The sequence below is a fragment of the Curtobacterium sp. PhB191 genome (assembly GCF_004346515.1).
Taxonomy (GTDB): Bacteria; Actinomycetota; Actinomycetes; order Actinomycetales; family Microbacteriaceae; genus Curtobacterium.
Map to the genome: position 1 here is coordinate 304039 of NZ_SMBV01000001.1, position 15105 is coordinate 319143.

The 15105-nt window shown below is 68.7% G+C and carries 17 protein-coding genes; all 17 read right to left on the reverse strand.

Annotation, left to right across the window (positions count from 1 at the left end; translation table 11 throughout):
* Position 1: 1 nt before the first annotated feature.
* Positions 2-841 carry a 50S ribosomal protein L2 gene (gene rplB / locus EDF48_RS01470; protein ID WP_111083467.1) on the reverse strand — a complete coding sequence of 280 codons (840 nt, stop codon included), beginning with the start codon at positions 839-841 and terminating at the stop codon, positions 2-4.
* A gap of 18 nt (positions 842-859) precedes the next feature.
* Positions 860-1159, reverse strand: a complete 300-nt coding sequence (gene rplW / locus EDF48_RS01475; RefSeq protein ID WP_111083468.1) for a 50S ribosomal protein L23 — start codon at positions 1157-1159, stop codon at positions 860-862.
* Positions 1156-1815 (reverse strand): 50S ribosomal protein L4, encoded by a 660-nt coding sequence (gene rplD / locus EDF48_RS01480; protein ID WP_111083469.1) that lies wholly within the window; start codon positions 1813-1815, stop codon positions 1156-1158. Before rplD ends, rplW begins: the two co-directional genes overlap by 4 nt.
* Before the next feature lie 2 nt (positions 1816-1817).
* Complete coding sequence (gene rplC, locus EDF48_RS01485) at positions 1818-2474, reverse strand: 50S ribosomal protein L3 (RefSeq protein WP_027466731.1); 657 nt, start codon at positions 2472-2474, stop codon at positions 1818-1820.
* A gap of 12 nt (positions 2475-2486) precedes the next feature.
* Positions 2487-2795, reverse strand: a complete 309-nt coding sequence (gene rpsJ, locus EDF48_RS01490) for a 30S ribosomal protein S10 (RefSeq protein WP_017885534.1) — start codon at positions 2793-2795, stop codon at positions 2487-2489.
* 510 nt (positions 2796-3305) lie between these two features.
* Positions 3306-4133, reverse strand: a complete 828-nt coding sequence (locus tag EDF48_RS01495) for a DarT ssDNA thymidine ADP-ribosyltransferase family protein (RefSeq protein ID WP_123293140.1) — start codon at positions 4131-4133, stop codon at positions 3306-3308.
* Positions 4134-4212: 79 nt separating this feature from the next.
* Entirely contained in the window at positions 4213-5190 is a 978-nt protein-coding gene (locus EDF48_RS01500; protein WP_123293138.1) for a DNA topoisomerase IB, read from the reverse strand.
* A 205-nt stretch (positions 5191-5395) separates the two neighbouring features.
* Positions 5396-6583, reverse strand: a complete 1188-nt coding sequence (tuf, locus tag EDF48_RS01505) for an elongation factor Tu (RefSeq protein ID WP_123293136.1) — start codon at positions 6581-6583, stop codon at positions 5396-5398.
* Positions 6584-6730: 147 nt separating this feature from the next.
* On the reverse strand, positions 6731-8848 hold the full coding sequence (fusA, locus tag EDF48_RS01510) for an elongation factor G (RefSeq protein WP_111083473.1): 2118 nt from the start codon (positions 8846-8848) through the stop codon (positions 6731-6733).
* Between the two features lie 87 nt (positions 8849-8935).
* Positions 8936-9406 (reverse strand): 30S ribosomal protein S7, encoded by a 471-nt coding sequence (rpsG, locus tag EDF48_RS01515; protein WP_055950927.1) that lies wholly within the window; start codon positions 9404-9406, stop codon positions 8936-8938.
* Positions 9407-9411: 5 nt separating this feature from the next.
* Positions 9412-9780 carry a 30S ribosomal protein S12 gene (rpsL, locus tag EDF48_RS01520; RefSeq protein ID WP_017885540.1) on the reverse strand — a complete coding sequence of 123 codons (369 nt, stop codon included), beginning with the start codon at positions 9778-9780 and terminating at the stop codon, positions 9412-9414.
* A gap of 229 nt (positions 9781-10009) precedes the next feature.
* Positions 10010-11221, reverse strand: a complete 1212-nt coding sequence (locus tag EDF48_RS01525; RefSeq protein WP_131877656.1) for a hypothetical protein — start codon at positions 11219-11221, stop codon at positions 10010-10012.
* 36 nt (positions 11222-11257) lie between these two features.
* Complete coding sequence (locus EDF48_RS01530) at positions 11258-11743, reverse strand: DUF6121 family protein (protein ID WP_131877658.1); 486 nt, start codon at positions 11741-11743, stop codon at positions 11258-11260.
* Positions 11744-11770: 27 nt separating this feature from the next.
* The gene (locus EDF48_RS01535) at positions 11771-12304 is read right to left on the reverse strand and encodes a hypothetical protein (RefSeq protein ID WP_131877660.1); all 534 of its coding nucleotides are present in this window, start codon (positions 12302-12304) and stop codon (positions 11771-11773) included.
* 209 nt (positions 12305-12513) lie between these two features.
* Entirely contained in the window at positions 12514-13245 is a 732-nt protein-coding gene (locus tag EDF48_RS01540; protein ID WP_131877663.1) for a hypothetical protein, read from the reverse strand.
* 2 nt (positions 13246-13247) lie between these two features.
* The gene (locus EDF48_RS01545) at positions 13248-13871 is read right to left on the reverse strand and encodes a hypothetical protein (RefSeq protein ID WP_131877665.1); all 624 of its coding nucleotides are present in this window, start codon (positions 13869-13871) and stop codon (positions 13248-13250) included.
* Between the two features lie 137 nt (positions 13872-14008).
* A complete protein-coding gene (gene pilM / locus EDF48_RS01550) occupies positions 14009-15061 on the reverse strand; it encodes a type IV pilus assembly protein PilM (protein WP_131845942.1) in 1053 nt (350 codons plus the stop codon).
* Positions 15062-15105: the final 44 nt, after the last annotated feature.

Below are 15105 nucleotides of genomic sequence, written 5' to 3' on the forward strand. Positions count from 1 at the left end.
CCTACTTGCGCTTCTTGCCGGCGTTACGGCGACGGACGATGAGCTTGTCGCTCGGCTTGTTCGGCTTGCGCGTGCGACCCTCGGCCTGGCCCCAGGGGCTGACCGGGTGACGACCACCGGAGGTCTTGCCCTCGCCACCACCGTGGGGGTGGTCGACCGGGTTCATCGCGACACCACGCACGGTCGGGCGGACGCCCTTCCAGCGCATGCGGCCGGCCTTGCCCCAGTTGATGTTCGACTGCTCGGCGTTGCCGACCTCGCCGATCGTGGCGCGGCAGCGTGCGTCGACGTTGCGGACCTCGCCCGACGGCAGACGGAGCTGCGCGTAGGGGCCGTCCTTGGCGACGAGACGCACCGAGGCGCCGGCCGAGCGGGCCATCTTCGCGCCGCCACCGGGGCGGAGCTCGATGGCGTGCACGACGGTACCCACGGGGATGTTGCGCAGCGGCAGGTTGTTGCCGGGCTTGATGTCGGCGCCGGGGCCCTGCTCGATGACGTCGCCCTGCTTGAGCTTGTTCGGCGCGATGATGTACCGCTTCGTGCCGTCCACGTAGTGCAGGAGCGCGATGCGCGCAGTGCGGTTGGGGTCGTACTCGATGTGAGCGACCTTGGCGTCCACGCCGTCCTTGTCGGAGCGACGGAAGTCGATCACGCGGTACTGGCGCTTGTGGCCACCACCGATGTGACGCGTGGTGATGCGGCCGGAGCTGTTGCGACCACCGGTCTTCGGCAGCGGACGAAGCAGGGACTTCTCCGGAGTCGAACGGGTGATCTCAGCGAAGTCGGCGACCGACGAGCCGCGACGACCGGGGGTCGTCGGCTTGTAGTTACGAATAGCCATGATTTATCCCTCTGGTCCTCAGCCGACAGCCGTGAAGATGTCGATCGAACCGGACTTGAGCGTCACGATGGCGCGCTTGGTGTCCTTGCGCTTGCCGAGACCGAACTTGGTGCGACGGGTCTTGCCCGGGCGGTTCAGCGTGTTGATGCTCGCGACCTTGACCTCGAAGATCTTCTCGATGGCGAGCTTGATCTCGGTCTTGTTCGAACGGGGGTCCACGATGAACGTGTACTTGCCCTGGTCGATGAGCGCGTAGCTCTTCTCCGAGACGACCGGCGAGATGATGACGTCGCGCGGGTCCTTGTTGAAGCCGCTCATGCGGTGATCTCCTTCGCGGTCTTCGACGCGATGAAGGCGTCGAGGGCGCTCTTGCTGAAGACGACGGCGTCCGACTTGAGGACGTCGTAGGCGTTCAGCTGGCCGTACGAGAGCGCGTGGACGTTCGGCAGGTTGCGGATCGACTTGAGCGTCAGCTCGTCGTTCGACTCGAGCACGATCAGCACGTGCTTGACGGGCGCGACCTTCTCGAGGAGCGTGCGAGCGACCTTGGTCGACGGCACGTCGGCCTCGACGAAGCCGTCGACAGCCGAGATGCGGCCACCGCGGGCGCGGTCCGAGAGCGAGCCGAGCAGCGCTGCGGCGATCATCTTCTTGGGGGTGCGCTGCGAGTAGTCGCGGGGGGTCGGCCCGTGGACGACGCCACCACCGGTGTGCTCGGGAGCACGGACGGAACCCTGACGGGCGCGGCCGGTGCCCTTCTGCTTGAACGGCTTGCGACCGGCACCGCGGACTTCGCCGCGGTTCTTGGTCTTGTGGGTGCCCTGACGCGCGGCTGCGAGCTGCGCGGTGACGACCTGGTGGATCAGCGGGACGTTGGTCTCGACGTCGAAGAGAGCTGCGGGCAGCTCGACGGTGCCGGACTTGACACCCGATGCGTCGAGGACGTCGATCGTGGTTGCGGTCGTGGTGGCCATGATCACTTACCCTTCACGGCGGTGCGGACGAAGACGGAGCGGCCACGAGCACCGGGGACGGCGCCCTTGACGAGCAGCAGACCCTTCTCGGCGTCGACGGCGTGCACCGTGAGGTTGAGGACGGTCACGCGGTCGCCACCCATACGACCGGCCATGCGCATGCCCTTGAAGACACGCGACGGGGTCGAGGAAGCACCGATCGAGCCGGGCTTGCGGTGGTTGCGGTGTGCACCGTGCGAGGCGCCGACGCCGTGGAAGCCGTGGCGCTTCATGACACCGGCGAAGCCCTTGCCCTTGGAGGTACCGACGACGTCGACCTTCTGGCCCGCCGTGAACGTGCCGTCCACGGTGAGCTCCTGGCCGAGCGTGTACTCAGCGGAGTCGTTGGTCCGGATCTCGGTGAGGGTGCGACGCGGGGTCACGCCAGCGGCCTCGAAGTGGCCAGCGGCCGGCTTGTTGACCTTGCGCGGGTCGATGGCACCGGCGGCGATCTGGATCGCCTCGTAGCCGTCGCGCTCAGCGTTGCGGATCTGGGTGACCACGTTCGGGCCGACCTCGATCACGGTGACGGGGATGAACTTGTTGTTCTCGTCCCACACCTGGGTCATCCCGAGCTTCTTGCCGAGGAGGCCCTTGACGGTCTTGGTTGAGTTCGCCATTGGTCAGCCCCCTTACAGCTTGATCTCGATGTTGACGTCTGCCGGCAGGTCGAGTCGCATGAGCGAGTCAACGGCCTTCGGCGTCGGGTCGACGATGTCGATGACCCGCTTGTGCGTGCGCTTCTCGAAGTGCTCGCGCGAGTCCTTGTACTTGTGAGGGGAACGGATCACTGCGATCACGTTCTTCTCGGTGGGGAGTGGCACCGGGCCGACCACGGTTGCACCGGCACGGGTCACCGTGTCGACGATCTTCCGGGCCGACGTGTCGATGACCTCGTGGTCATACGACTTGAGCCGGATGCGGATCTTCTGTCCCGCCATGTGTCTCTTGTCCTCTCTCTGCGCCGCGCACCCGCAGGCCGCCTGACGCCGCTCGGCTCCGCATTGCTGCAGACCGTGCTGTTTTCCTGAACCAACCGGCCGCATCCGCTGGGGATGACCGCTGTTCACCTGTCAACCGCGCGGGCGACCTTGGCCGTCCAGCGTGGGCAATCGACTTCCTCGCACTCCGGGCGCAACAGTGTCGCGTCCGTCATGACCTCGGGGAGTCGTGTTCTGCTGCCTGCGGCCCAACCCAGCCCTGCTGAACAGGGGGGTTGTGCACTGCCAGAGCAGTGATCCTGCGGACTCGCACCCGCGGGGAATTCGGAACCGGACAAGTCTCGCATGTCCCGAGCCCACGTGCAACCCGGGCGTGTCGCGATGTGCCGGGCGTGTCGACACCGGCTCGCTTCCCCGGATCCACGCGGATCGGACGGCCTGGAGGCACGGGTCGCCGCCGCAACGCGGAGCGCCCTCCGGACATGGTCCGGAGGGCGCTCGTGGAGACGGTTACTCGGCCGTCACCGGAGGGACGAACCACGGCGGGAAGACCGCCACGCGCGGCGCGTGGCCGCCGTGGTCGGCGAGCACCGCACGGACCGTCTGACGGGCCTTGTCGTTCGGGACACCGATCACCGCGACGGACGAGAACGGCACGCTCGGCCCCGCGAGGAGCTCGAGTCCGAGCATCTCGGGGTCGGAGAAGTCGGTGCGGCGGATCAGGTTCGTCCCGGCGTCGGGGCCGACGGCGAACCGGACGTCGTCGGCGTCGGCGTCCTGGTCGGCGACGACCACCGAGTCACCGAACGCCGAGACCGGGACGACGAGCACGACGTAGTCCACCGCGCGCGTGCGTCGGGCGGCGTCGGACCACCGCTCCCCGACGGCGCCGGTGCGGAGTTCGTCCCACCGGACGGCATCCGGCGACAGGGTGAACGGCACGTGGCTCGCGATGGTGCTGCCGTCGGGCGCTTCGGCCTCGGCGCGTGCGGCCCGGGTCTCGGGGCTGCTGACGTCGACGGCGGGCTCCGCCTGGTCGGCCGCCAGGATGGCGCCGGACCCGACGATGCCGTCGAGGTTGTCGATGTGGGTCACGTGGTGCGCACGCAGCGACGCGAACACCCGAGCCTCGGGCAGGTCGGCCGACGACGACCGGAGCGACGTCGGTGAGCGCAGCGACGTCCCGGGGCCGGAGGCCGGCGGGTCGACGCGCAGGTTGGTGGTGATGCGGGTCCGCCGTGGCGCCGGAGCGGCTGGGATCGCCGACTCCTCACGCTGCCGGGGCGCGCAGATGTCGCAGAGCTCGGTGGGGAAACCGTGGATGCACTCGTCAGTCACGACTGTTGTGGGTCCTTCCGTGCCGTGTGGGGTGGTCCGGCACGTCGACCAACGCTACGTCATCCGGACGCTCCCGGGGTCATTGTCGGTAGAGCAGTGCCCGGACCTCGGACTCGGCGGCGTGGATCCGGGCCGGATCGATGGTCTCGCCGTGCTCGTAGGCGTCGAGCAGCCGCGGGTCGATGTAGCTCTGCCGGCACACCGTCGGGGTGTTGCCGAGCTCGTCGCTCGCGGCCTTCACGGCATGGGACACCGCACGCTTCCGCTTCGCCTGCGACGACAGCGGACCGGTCTGGGCAAGGTCGACGGCCGCGGCCACCGTGCCGTGCAGGGTGCGGAAGTCCTTCGCCGTGAAGTCGTCACCAGCACGCTCCTTGACGTAGGCGTTGATGTCCTCGGCGGACAACGGCTCCCACTCGTCACCGCGGCGTTCGCGGAACGACAGCAGTCGGGCGTTCGGCCCACGGCGCTTCATGCCGGCGATCACCGTCGCGAGGTCGGCGTCGTGGATCGACGACGACCACTCCTGCCCGCTCTTGCCGGGGAAGTCGAGCTCGATGTCGTCACCGGAGACGTGGGCGTGCGCGCACAGCAGGGTCGACAGTCCGCGGCTGCCGTGCTCGCTGGCGTACCGCTCCGATCCGACCCGCAGCGAGCCCTGGTCGAGCATCCGGAACGCTGCGGCCAGCGCTCGGCGGCGATCGGGTTCCGGTCGTCGGAGGTCCTGCGTGACCCCGCGCCGTGCGACCGGCAGCGACTCCGCGAGGGCGAGCGCCCGGTCGTACTTGATCCGGTCCATCCGTTCGCGCCACGACGGGTGGTACATGTACTGGCGGCGTCCGGCTCCGTCGATGCCGGTCGCGAGGACGTGCCCGTTCTCGTACGGCGAGATCCAGACGTCGTCCCAGGCCGGCGGGATGACGAGGTCCTCGAGCCGCTGACGCACCGCGGCATCGGTGACGGTCGCACCGTCGGGGTCACGGTACGAGAAGCCGCGGCCGCTCCGGACACGGTGGTAGCCACGACCGGAGGTCGTGGAACGGCGCAGACGAGTCACCCGGCCGAGCCAACTCCCCGCTGCCTGGGACGCCGTACGGGGCGGACGGACGCCGTCGTGGCGGGCGTACCCCGGGCCTCCCGTCCGCCGCCCGCCAGGGCCGTGAGCGGCCGACAGTGGCTCCGAGCGCTGCCACGTCGACCGGGGCAACGACACAGCGGGGCCGAGCCCGAAGGCTCGACCCCGCTGCGGCAGGTAACCGGAGTTACTTGAGGATCTTCTCGACCGTACCGGCGCCGACCGTACGACCACCCTCACGGATGGCGAAACGGAGGCCCTCTTCCATGGCGATCGGCTGGATCAGCTCGACGGTCATGGCGACGGTGTCACCGGGCATGACCATCTCGGTGCCCTCGGGCAGCGTGATGACGCCGGTGACGTCCGTGGTGCGGAAGTAGAACTGCGGACGGTAGTTCGCGTAGAACGGGTTGTGACGCCCGCCCTCTTCCTTGGTCAGGATGTAGGAGTTCGCCTGGAACTCGGTGTGCGGCGTGACCGAACCCGGCTTCACGACGACCTGGCCGCGCTCCACGTCCTCGCGCTTGAGGCCACGGATGAGCAGACCGGTGTTGTCACCGGCGACCGCCTGGTCGAGCAGCTTGCGGAACATCTCGATGCCCGTGACCGTGGTCTTCTGCGTCGCGCGGATGCCGACGATCTCGACCTCGGCGTTCAGGTTGAGCGTTCCACGCTCGACACGACCGGTGACGACCGTTCCACGACCGGTGATCGTGAAGACGTCCTCGATCGGCATCAGGAAGGGCTGGTCGGTGGCGCGCACCGGGTCCGGCACGTGCTCGTCGACCTGGGCCATGAGCTCCTGGACCGACTTGACCCACTTCTCGTCGCCCTCGAGCGCCTTGAGCGCCGAGACCTGCACGACGGGGGCGTCCTCGTCGAACTGCTGCGAGCCGAGGAGCTCGCGGACCTCGAGCTCGACGAGCTCCAGGATCTCCTCGTCGTCCACCATGTCGGACTTGTTCAGCGCGACGACGATGTAGGGGACGCCGACCTGGCGGGCGAGCAGCACGTGCTCACGCGTCTGGGGCATCGGGCCGTCGGTGGCGGCGACCACGAGGATCGCGCCGTCCATCTGCGCCGCACCCGTGATCATGTTCTTCACGTAGTCGGCGTGACCGGGGGCGTCGACGTGCGCGTAGTGACGCTTCTCGGTCTGGTACTCGACGTGCGAGATGTTGATCGTGATGCCGCGCTGGCGCTCCTCGGGAGCGTTGTCGATCTGCGCGAAGTCACGGGCCTCGTTGAGGTCCGGGTACTGGTCGTGCAGAACCTTGGTGATCGCCGCCGTGAGCGTGGTCTTGCCGTGGTCGACGTGACCGATGGTTCCGATGTTGACGTGCGGCTTGGTGCGCTCGAACTTGGCCTTGGCCACTGTGGGTCCTCCTCAGGACTCGGAAGCGTCATCCCCGGCCGGCCCTGGATGGGCTCGCGACCGTTGATGCGCGGTGTGTGTCTGTACTTTACTTGGTGGCGAGGGGCCCGTCGCCGGGCACCCCCGCCTGTGGAGAAGCGCTGAGCGCTACTCCCCCGCGTTCTTCGCGATGATCTCCTCGGCGACCTTGGCCGGGACCTGGCTGTAGGTCTCGAAGGTCATCGAGTAGACCGCACGACCAGAGGTCTTCGACCGCAGGTCGCCGACGTAGCCGAACATCTCGGACAGCGGCACGCTCGCGCGGACCACCTTGACGCCCGAGGCGTCCTCCATCGAGGCGATCTGGCCACGACGGGAGTTCAGGTCACCGATGACGTCGCCCATGTACTCCTCAGGAGTACGGACCTCGACGGCCATGATCGGCTCGAGGATCGCGGGACCGGCCTTGCGGGCCGCTTCCTTGTAGGCGATGGAACCGGCGATCTTGAACGCCATCTCGGACGAGTCGACGTCGTGCGCCGCGCCGTCCTTGAGGATGGCCTTCACGCCGACGGTCGGGTAGCCCGCGAGGATGCCGACCTGCATGGCGTCCTGGATACCGGCGTCGACCGAGGGGATGTACTCGCGCGGGACACGGCCACCGGAGGTCGCGTTGACGAACTCGTAGACCTTCTCGCTCGTGACCTCCATCGGCTCGAGCGCGATCTGCACCTTCGCGAACTGACCGGAACCACCGGTCTGCTTCTTGTGGGTGTAGTCGTAGCGCTCGACGATCTTGGTGAGCGTCTCGCGGTAGGCCACCTGGGGCTTGCCGACGCTCGCCTCGACGTGGAACTCGCGCTTCATGCGGTCGACGAGGATGTCGAGGTGGAGCTCGCCCATGCCCTTGATCGTCGTCTGACCGGTCTCGGCGTTGAGCTCGACGCGGAACGTCGGGTCCTCTTCGGCGAGCTTCTGGATGGCCGTGGAGAGCTTCTCCTGGTCAGCCTTCGTGTTCGGCTCGATCGCGACCTCGATGACCGGCTCCGGGAACGTCATCGACTCGAGGACGACCTGGTTGGTCGGGTCGCACAGGGTGTCACCGGTGGTGGTGTCCTTGAGGCCGATGACCGCGTAGATGTGGCCAGCGGTCACGTTGGCGACCGGGTTCTCCTTGTTGGAGTGCATCTGGAAGATCTTCCCGATGCGCTCCTTCTTGCCCTTGGTCGAGTTGATGACCTGTGCGCCGGACTCGATCGAGCCGGAGTACACGCGGACGTAGGTGAGGCGACCGAAGAAGGGGTGCACCGCGACCTTGAACGCGAGAGCCGAGAACGGCTCCGACGCGTCGGGCTTGCGGATGATCTCCTTCTCCTCGTCCTTGACGTCGTGGCCGATCATCGGCGGCACGTCGAGCGGGGACGGGAGGTAGTCGATGACGGCGTCGAGCATCGGCTGGACACCGCGGTTCTTGAACGCGGAACCGCACAGCACCGGGTAGAGCGTGCTGCTCACGGTGAGGGCGCGGATCGCGGCCTTGATCTCGTCGACCGAGAAGTCGGTGTCGCCCTCGAGGTAACGCTCCATGAGGACGTCGTCCGCCTCGGCCACGCGCTCGATGAGCTTCTCGCGGTACTCGGCGGCGCGGTCCTGCAGGTCGGCCGGGATCTCTTCGATCTCGTACTTCGCACCCATCGCGACGTCACCCTTGGCGTCGCCGCGCCAGGTGAGTGCACGCATCTGGACGAGGTCGACGACGCCTTCGAACGAGCTCTCCGAACCGATCGGCAGCTGGAGCACGAGGGGCTCCGCACCGAGGCGGTTGATGATCGTGTCGACGGTGTAGTAGAAGTCCGCGCCGAGCTTGTCCATCTTGTTGACGAAGCAGATGCGCGGGACGTTGTACTTGTCAGCCTGACGCCACACGGTCTCGGACTGGGGCTCGACGCCCTCCTTGCCGTCGAAGACGGCGACCGCACCGTCGAGGACGCGGAGCGAACGCTCCACCTCGACCGTGAAGTCCACGTGACCGGGGGTGTCGATGATGTTGATCTGGTTGTTGTCCCAGAAGCAGGTCGTCGCGGCCGACGTGATCGTGATGCCGCGCTCCTGCTCCTGCGCCATCCAGTCCATCGTGGCAGCGCCGTCGTGGACCTCACCGATCTTGTGCGTGATGCCCGTGTAGAACAGGATGCGCTCGGTCGTCGTGGTCTTGCCGGCATCGATGTGCGCCATGATGCCGATGTTGCGGACCTTGTTCAGGTCGGTGAGCACGTCCTGTGCCACAGGGTTCCTCCGGAAGAGTTGTAGGAGAGGTTGGCGGCCGTCCGGGCGCCGGGGTTCTTGACCACCGGTGCCCGGACGGTGCCGGGACTACCAGCGGTAGTGGGCGAAGGCCTTGTTCGACTCGGCCATCTTGTGCGTGTCCTCGCGGCGCTTGACCGCGGCACCGAGACCGTTCGACGCGTCGAGGATCTCGTTCATGAGACGCTCGGTCATCGTCTTCTCGCGACGGGCCTTGGCGTACGAGGTCAGCCAGCGGAGCGCGAGGGTGTTCGCGCGGTGCGGCTTGACCTCGACCGGGACCTGGTAGGTCGAGCCACCGACGCGGCGGCTGCGGACCTCGAGGGTCGGACGGACGTTGTCGAGCGCCTTCTTGAGCGTGACGACAGCATCCTGCTGGTTCTTGGCAGTGACGCCCTCGAGTGCACCGTAGACGATGCGCTCGGCGAGGCCCTTCTTGCCGTCGAGCAGGATCTTGTTGACGAGCTGGCTGACGATCGGCGCACCGTAGACCGGGTCGGCGACGACGGGACGCTTGGGGGCGGGACCCTTACGAGGCATCTAACTCAACCCTTCTTCGCGCCGTAGCGGCTACGAGCCTGCTTACGGTTCTTCACGGCCTGGGTGTCCAGGGCGCCACGGATGATCTTGTACCGCACACCGGGGAGGTCCTTCACACGACCGCCACGGACGAGCACCATCGAGTGCTCCTGGAGGTTGTGGCCCTCACCGGGGATGTACGCCGTGACCTCGGTGCCGTTCGAGAGCTTCACACGAGCGACCTTGCGCAGTGCAGAGTTCGGCTTCTTCGGGGTGGTGGTGTAGACGCGGGTGCACACACCACGCTGCTGGGGGTTCGCCTTCAGGGCGGGCGCCTTGGTCTTGGTGACCTTCGGCGTACGACCCTTGCGAACCAGCTGCTGAATAGTAGGCAACTGTTCTCCTGGTTCTTCGCTCGTGCTCTCTGGCCGGCGCGATCCGCCGGCTTCCTCGTCCCACGCTGATGACCGCCTGACGGCGGAGGAACCTGCGGGGGGACGGAGTGGTCCGACTGGGCGATCTCGCTCGCCGGACTTTTCGGGCGCGCCCGAGGGCGCACACCCAGAAGAGACTACCCGCGTAACGGGACGAAATCAATCCGGGCCGGCACCACGCCGGACACCGTCATGAGCCGGTGTCCGAGGACCCGTTGCCGACCGCCGACCGGAACGTCGCGCCCGAGCTCGAGAACCCCGTGATGTACCCGCTCGCGTTGACGTTGAGCGGTCCGGCCGTGGCCGTCCCGGTACCGCCCGCGCCGGCGATGTCCGCCGTGAAGGTGGCCCGGCCGAAGGTGGTGGTGGAGACGAGCCAGCCGTTCGTGGTCCAGCTGCCGACGGCGACGGTCGGCCGCGACTCGAGCGTCCACTTCTCGTTCGTGTAGGTGTACGCGGGGTTCTCGCCGTACGCGTAGAAGCTGCACCCGGCCGGTGCGGCGTCGTTCGAGGCGATGCAGCCGTCCACCCAGGCGTCCACGGCCCGCTTCGCCGCCTGGTCGCCCGCGTTCGTGAGCGTCGCGGTCATCTGCACGGGCGTCGAGGTGCTGCCACCGAACCCGCCCACGACGGCGCTGCCACCCGTGGCCTTCGTCCACTTGCCGCCGTCGTACGTGACCGCGTAGGTGCCGGGGAGGGCGCGGAGACCGACGGTGCCGTCCTTCGGGGTCTTCGTCGACGTGCCCGCGACCTGCACCGAGGCGCCGGCCGGACCCCGGACGCTGACGTCGACGCTGCCGAGCTCCGGCGCCTGCAGCTCCCACACCGGGAACACGCCCCAGTCGGTGCCGGTCTTGTCGAGCGTGAAGGTCGCCGCGACGTCACGGCCGGCCTGGCGCAGGTAGGCGCGGACGGTGGCGGTGTCGCCGTCCGTGCGCGTCGCGGCCACCCGGTAACCGGTGACCTTCGCGGTCGCCTTCGCGTACGCGGCGTCGGTGAGGAGCACGTCCGACTTCGTCCGGTCGATGCCCGCTGCGTCGAGGGCGTCGGTGACCTTCCCCGCGGTCAGGTCGTCGAGGAACGCCCGCACGGGGCGGTCGGCCGAGTGGGTGGCCGATCCGATCAGCGACCCGGCGATGCCGCCGACCAGGAGCAGCGACAACGCCGCGATGCCCGCGATGATCCCGACGACCTGGCCGCGGCGGAGCTTCCGGCGCGGAGCGCGCGACGCGGTCGGAGCGTACTGCGCGCCGTGCGCGGTCGTCCCGACCTGCGCCGTCGACCCGGCCGGCGCGTTCTGCGCGGCCGCGGGCGTCTCTTGCGTCCCGCGGATCGACGCCACCGACGGCACGGCTCCCCAACCGTCCTGCTGGTCCGGATCCGGCGTGTGCTGGTCGCTCATCGTTCCCCCGTTGCGTGTGCGTCGTGCCCGGGCAGACTACCGCCCGACGGTGTCGTCACCCGCGACGGTCGGCTCCTGCCGCTGCCCTGCCGTGGATGTCGAGCCCGTCGTCCGGGCCTGGTGCCGGGCCATGGAGATCCCGCCGATCACCGACAGGAGCGCCACCACGACGGAGCCGACGACGAACGGCCCGAGTGCGTAGCCGGCCGGGAAGACGAGGAGCTCGGTCAGGTCGCGGCGGATCGCCGCGTACCCGACGGCACCGACGCCGAGCATGACCAGGTAGGCGGTCGCGGCGGCGACCAGGCCGGTGACACCGGGGTTGCCCTCTCGCGCGCCGACCGCGGTCGCGAGGAACACCACCACTGCGGCGCCGATCACCATGGCCGGGCCGAGGTACGGGGTCGCGTCCGGCTGCGCGATCGCCTCGACGTCAGCGAGGAGCGCTTCGAACCCCGCGACGGCGACGACGAGCGCGATGAAGAGGACGGACGTCATCGTCGCGATCAACCACCGGGACATGAGGTGATCGTATCGCCGACGGGACGGTCAGCGGGTGGCTTCGGTCCGCTCCGCGTGGTCGGCGCCTTCAGGGGAGACTGCGCTGTCCGCGGTGTCCGCACGCTCCACGTGCCCCTGCGCTGCGGCGACCAGGGCCAGTGCGATCGTCGCGGTGATGATCGGGACGGTCTCGGTCATCGGAGCGACCTGCGTCGTGCTCGTGGTCGGCGCTGCCTGGAGGCCCGGGGCTGCGTCCGCCTCGAAGGGCTCGTCAGGCTCGTGGTCACGCAGGGCCGGGCCGATGATCGGCAGGACGCCGGTGGTGGCCGCCGGCTCGGCGTGCAGGACGGTCGCCTCGGAGGCCGCCGGCTCGCCGCGCTTCGCCGCACGACGGGCGCGTCCCATCTTCACCAGGACGACCACGGCCACGATCGCCCAGATGCCGTTGACGATGGTCGACGGCACCGCGTGGTGCGCGGCCACGTTGACGGCGACGGCCAGCCCGCCGACGAGGTTGAAGAGCTGGTAGACCGGCCCGTTCGGGAGCTTCCCCGTGGAGAAGAGAATGTAACCAGCCAGCACGGTTACAGCACCGAACCAACCAAGGAATTCCACGATTCCGACCAACACGCGCGACTCCGGGCACGACGGGAACGGCCGGTTCGAGCCGACCGTTCGAGAGGGAGATGAGCAGCCGCGATCACGGCGCCGTGAGCATCGTACGCACAGCGACGGGTGTCGCGGAAGAGGGGTCGGCGTGGCGCGTCACACCCCAGTGGGAGGGGGTCGGATCAGCTCTTCGCGGAGGCCGTGCCTGCGGTGTCAGCACCCGCGTCAGGGGACCGGTCGAGCACGTAGACCGATCCACCGAAGGTCCATGAGCTGCTGCTGCTTGCAGTGCCGTCGTCCCCGCTCTTCTCTGCAGACGAGACGGTCGTGATCAGGAACAGTCGATCGCCACCCTGGACTCCCTTGACGAACTGCAGCGCCTGGTCGAACGAGCCGTCGACCGCGACGGTGACGGGGATCACCGAGAAGTTCTGGCCGGTGACCGCCGCGTCCGTGACGAGGCTCGGCGCCTGCGGGGCGGACGGCACCGCTCCGGCCGTCGCGGACGGCGATGCCGACGGCGTTGCAGCGCCCTGCCCCGCAGCCGCGGGCTCCGCCGCGACCGCTGGCGAGTACGCCGTCGCGTCGCTCGCCGTGAACGACGACACCTGCATCCCGGAAGCCGCGGCGATGGTGTTGAGCTCGTCGATGAACGCCGACAGCCGAGCGGTGTCCGGCACCGAGGCCGCACGGGTCGACAGCTCGCGCTTCATGGCTGGCAGGTCCGCCGCCTGCTCGCGCAGGCGTGCGAGCTCGCTCCGGCTGGTGTCGTTCGTCTGCTCGACGGACGCCGTCTGGGTGTGCGCTGATGCCGTCTGAGCGAGCTGCGGCTGCACAGCGAGGAAGAACCCGCCGACGGCGACGACCGCCATCGCGAGGACGGCGAGCAAGAGACTCAGGCGGTTGCGCGACATGGTCAGTCCTTCTCCGCGTTCTTGACGGCGTACCGACCGTCGAACGCCTTCTCGTCGAGGTGGATGGTCATGTTGACCGCGTACCCGCCGCCGTCCTGCGACCGGGCGACCGAGTTGGCGTTCGCATCGACGAACCCGTTGACCCCGCCGACGGCGGTCAGCCAGTCCGGGATCGAGGGCAGGGCGTCGCTCGTGGCGTCGAAGGTGAGCGTCGCGATGCGTTGCCCCTGCAGGGGGTCGTCCGACTGCGCGTACGCTTCCTCGGCGCCGGCGGAGTCGATCGTGAGTCCGGTGATCTGCACCCCGGCCGGCAGTCTCGACCGCACCGACGCCAGCGTCGTCGCCCAGTCGATCTCCGTTGATCCGCCGACCGTCTGCGCGCTCTGCAACAACGCGCTCTCGGATTCAGCCACACGGACGTCCCGGTACTGCCCCTGCTGCTTGGCGAGCGTCGCCGTCTCACTCTGGGCTGCGGCCAGGTCCTGCTCGGCGGACATGCGGTCCGCCATCGCCCAGGCAGTCGCCAGTCCGACTACGACGGCGACGACCAGCACGCCCGCCCACGCACGCCGGATCGTGGCGCGCTGCCGCCGGCTGACGTGGACCTCGGTGGGGAGCAGGTCCACTCGCGGCGGTCCTCCGACCACCAGGACACGCGACTTCGCGCCGGCTCTCGCCGTGCGAGAGGTCGCCTCTGTGCTGCTGCCGGGAACCGCCTTGGCTGGCCGGCGTCGGGCGGTCGAACCGGTCTCGATCATCTTGGTCATGCTGCTCGGCCTCCGACCGCGAGGCTCCAGGCGACCGAGATGGAAGCCGACCGCTCACGGAGGAGTTCCGGGGTGATGCCCCGTGCCGTCCGAGCGGACACGAACGGGTCCCCGACGGCGACCGGCAGGCCGGAGTAGTCACCGAGACTCTCCCGGAAGCCGGGGAGTGCCGCACCGCCACCGACGAGCACGATGCCCCGCACGACATCGGCTGGTCGGGTGTTGGCGTAGTAGGTCACCGTGTTCCGGACGCTGGTGAGCAGTTCACCGACCGTCTCACGCGTCACGGCCACGGCACGGGCGTCGTCCGGCGTCTGCGCTCGTCCGACCAGACCGAAGTGCCGCTTGATCGCCTCGGCTTCGGTGAGGGAGACCTCGAGCCGGGTGGCGATCGTCTTGGTCACGTGATCGCCACCCGTCGGGATGATGCGCACGAACGTGGGGACCCCGTCGTTGGCGATCACGACCGACGTCGTGTTGCCACCGCAGTCGACGATCGCGACCGTCCCGGCACCGGCGACCCGGGGCGCCAGGACCCGTGACAAGGCGAACGGGATCAGGTCGACACCCACCGGGCGCAGTCCGGCCAGCTCCGCAGCGCGCACGTTCGCGAGGACCGCGTCCTTGATCGCGGCGACGAGCAAACCGTTCACGACCGGTCCGGACTCCCCGACGCCCTCGGACACCGGGTAGAAGTCGAGGATCGCGTCCACGACCGGAACGGGGAGCATGTCCTGGACCTGGAAGGGGAGCGACTCGCGGATCTGCGCGAGCGGCGCCTTCGGCACGGTGAGGTCACGCGAGAGGACGCGCTGGTTCCCCATGCCCAGGACGACGTCCTTGGTCCGGAAGCGGCCGATCGACCAGAGTTCGCGGAATGCCGCCGCGACCGTGTTCGCTTCGAGGACCTCGCCCTGCTTCGTCGCATCCTTCGGTACCGGGACCTCAGCGACGCGCACGATCGTCGGGTTCGCCTTCTCGGCGTCGGCGACCTCGACTGCGCGGATCGACTCGGCGCCGATGTCGATGCCGACGATGTTCTTCGTCATGTCGTGTTCCTTCCGGTCGAGCCGGGCTCTGGGGGGGGGGTGTC